The sequence below is a fragment of the Atribacterota bacterium genome (assembly GCA_028703475.1).
Lineage (GTDB): Bacteria > Atribacterota > Phoenicimicrobiia > Phoenicimicrobiales > Stramentimicrobiaceae > JAQVMU01.
Window position 1 is genome coordinate 28666 of record JAQVMU010000010.1, and the last position, 3385, is coordinate 32050.

The window sequence follows — 3385 nt, forward strand, 5'->3', positions numbered from 1 at the left end:
CGCGATTATGTACAGGTTCTTGGGGCAGCGACTGAGCCATTTGAGTCAGATATTGTCAAGTGGAACATTACCTTTGAAGAGAATACAGACCTGGTAAACATGCGCGACGGTTATAGTAATATTCAGGAAAAAAGAGACAGTCTTCTTAATATCTTAAATGAAAAAGGAATTATAGAAGAGGATATAAATATAAATCCGATTACTACCCAGAAGCGGTGGGATAGAAATGGTGAAGTGGTAGGATATTCCTTAAACCAGTCCCTGTTTATAATTTCTGATAATGTAGAAGAGATAGAGGACCTGGCATTGAATCCCGATGAACTTTTAGATAAAAATATTTTCTTCCAGGTCTCATCTTTAGAATACTTTTACTCAGAGATAGATAATTTGAAAAAAGACTTGCTGGCTCTGGCAACCAAAAATGCCCGGGAAAGGGCAGAAAAGATTTTACAGGAAAGCGGACATCAACCTGGAAAGATGATATGGTCTCAGGCCGGAGTATTCCAGATTATTGAACCATATTCTACTGAAGTTCAAAGTTATGGTATGTATAATACATCATCCCGAAAAAAAGAAATCAAGGTAACTGTACATGCCCAGTTTTTAGTACAGTAATTAATTGTATATATTGAATAAAAATTATTACACTTTTCTTAAAAAAGGAGAAAAAATGACTAAAAAGTTATTCCGGGTAAGCTCTCAACACGACCATCCTGTCAAAGATATGATCAATGCTGCCCTGGAAGACTTAGGCGGAATAAAGCAGATAATTCCATCCGGAAAACGTATTCTAATAAAGCCAAACCTTGTCATTGCTAAAAAGAATGATACCGGTGCCACTACCAATCCGGAGGTTATCGAAGCATTAATTCAGGAAGTACTGAAAACCAGTCCCGCTGAGATAGCTTTAGGTGAAAGCTCCACAGCAGGTGATGACACCATTGAAGCTTTCCATGTTACCGGAATGGACAAAATAGCCCGAAAATACGGGGTTAAAGTTATAGACTTTAAAAAAACCCCGGCCATTGATACAGATATTCCCCTGGGCAAGGAGATTAAAAGCGTAAAAATATACAAACCGGTATTTGAATATGAGTATTTTATCAATGTACCTGTTTTAAAGATTCACGGAGAGACTACAGTCACCATTGGAATGAAAAATTTAAAAGGTTGTATTCACGATAAGGAAAAACATCGCTTCCACAGATTAAATCTCCATCAGTGCATTGTAGATTTAAATACAGTGATTAAACCGGACCTGACTGTTCTGGATGCAACTACCTGTTCCCTGCAGTGGGAATTAGGCGGAGATCCGGTCAGGCTGGATACTGTTATGATTGGTAAAAACGTCCTTGCTGTTGACATGGTTGCTGCATCCCTGTTGGGTTATGGTATCAAAGATATACAGCACATCAGGATTGCCGGTCAATCCGCTATAGGTCCTGAAAACATTGAAGAAATTGAAGTCATTAATCCGCCGGATGCACAGACCAAAAATATTGTAATTCAAGCCAGTCAGAAAAAAGTACCGGACTTAAGTCTGCAAGATTTGGTAATAATTGAAAAGGGAACATGCAGTTCATGTAAAGGGGCACTGGCAGCTGCTATGCGCCGCCTTTCACGGGAAGGATATTCACCGGAATGTGTTGTTGCCATGGGTCAATTGCTTACCGATGAAAAAGACAGGCTTCAGCAGGCAAAAGATAAAGGACTCCCCATAGTCGGGATAGGACAATGCGGTTGCAGTGTTGTAGAAGATAATTCTGTGAAAAATATCAGGGGATGCCCTGCCAAGGCTGAACAGATTTATGGAATATTAAAGAATTTAAAAACTATATAAACTAACAGATAAATAGTCTGTTTTGTTAGAGGAGAAAAATTAGAGTGAATAAACTTATTGAAAAACACGCTGAAGTTATATTGAATTATTCGGTAGAGCTTAAAAAAGGAGAGAAACTGGCAATTATCGGTCAGTTTGCTACCTATCCTTTGATGAAAGAAATATATCGTCAGGCAATTAAAGCAGGAGCCTTCCCTGAATGCCGTTTTCTGGAAGAAGAATTACAGGAAATTGCATTAAAAGAAGGAAACGAAGAACAGTTAAAATACTTGCCTGAGAGCCTGATAAAAAGCTATAATACTGCAGATGTCTTATTGAGTATCTGGGGAAATACCAATACCAGGATTTTTTCAAATATTGAACCATCCAGGATGAAAAAATATTCTCAGGGAAGAAAACCTATCATCGATAGGCTTTTTAAGCGTTTAGCAGATGGTGAAGTCCGCTGGTGTGGTACGCTTTCGCCAACCATGGGGGTAGCCCAGGAAGCCAGTATGTCCCTTTCTGAATATGAAGAATTTGCTTATAATGCATGTCATTTAAATGATGCAGATCCAATATTTTCCTGGCAGAGTATTGACAGGGAACAGGAAAAAATATGTAATTATCTTAACAAAAAAGAAAAACTCAGAATAATTTCCCGCGATACTGACTTGACAGTATCCATAAAAATGAGAAAATGGATTAACTGTTCCGGAAAAGAAAATTTCCCTGATGGAGAAGTGTTTACCAGTCCGGTTGAGGATTCAGCAGAAGGTCATATTCGTTTCAGTTTTCCTGCAATCCATGATGGCAGAGAAGTAGAAGACATAAGGTTGACCTTATCAAAGGGTAAAGTAATAGAAGCCAGTGCAGCAAAAGGGGAAGATTTCCTGAAAGAAATGTTAACAAGCGACAAAGGTGCAAAATACCTTGGTGAAGTAGCAATAGGAACAAATTACAATATCAGGCAGTTTACCAAAAACATTCTATTTGACGAAAAAATTGGCGGAACCGTCCATGTTGCCCTGGGAAGGTCTCTTCCCGAAGCCGGAGGAAAAAATACCTCTGTCATTCACTGGGATATGCTCTGTGATATGAAAACAGATGGAAAGATTTTTGCTGATAATGAGCTCATTTACCAAGATGGTAAATTTATTATAGAATTTTAATTACATTTGCCATAATTTTATTAAAAGACTGGAGGGCAAACAGAATGAATGAAGATTATAATAGAATATACCAATTCAAGATTAAATTGAAACATATCAAGCCGGAAATCTGGAGAGTTATTCAGGTCCCGGAATCATATACCTTTTGGGACTTACATGTTGCAATACAGGATGCCATGGGTTGGCAGGATTGCCGTCTTCATGAATTTATTTTAACTAATCCGACCTCAGGAGAAAAAAAGAAGATTGGCATTCCCACTGAAGAATCCATAAATGACAAGACATTACCAGGCTGGAAAGAATTCATTTCCATGTATTTCAACAAAAAAAATAAAAATGCTGTTTATATATACGACTTTGGAGATAACTGGCAGCATATAATTACCTTAGAAGG

4 protein-coding genes are annotated in these 3385 nt (G+C 38.0%); all 4 read left to right on the plus strand.

Annotation, left to right across the window (positions count from 1 at the left end):
- Positions 1–615, plus strand: a 615-nt coding sequence (locus PHQ99_02385; protein ID MDD4288426.1) for an SIMPL domain-containing protein, incomplete at its 5' end; no start/stop codon positions are given.
- 55 nt (positions 616–670) lie between these two features.
- Complete coding sequence (locus PHQ99_02390; GenBank protein MDD4288427.1) at positions 671–1840, plus strand: DUF362 domain-containing protein; 1170 nt, start codon at positions 671–673, stop codon at positions 1838–1840.
- Between the two features lie 44 nt (positions 1841–1884).
- The gene (locus PHQ99_02395) at positions 1885–2991 is read left to right on the plus strand and encodes an aminopeptidase (protein MDD4288428.1); all 1107 of its coding nucleotides are present in this window, start codon (positions 1885–1887) and stop codon (positions 2989–2991) included.
- A gap of 44 nt (positions 2992–3035) precedes the next feature.
- On the plus strand, positions 3036–3385 hold a 350-nt coding region (locus PHQ99_02400), incomplete at its 3' end, for a plasmid pRiA4b ORF-3 family protein (GenBank protein ID MDD4288429.1).

Coding starts and splice junctions, on each gene's coding strand:
- PHQ99_02390 (MDD4288427.1), top strand. CDS start 671: ATGACTAAAAAGTTATTCCGGGTAAGCTCTCAACACGACCATCCTGTC.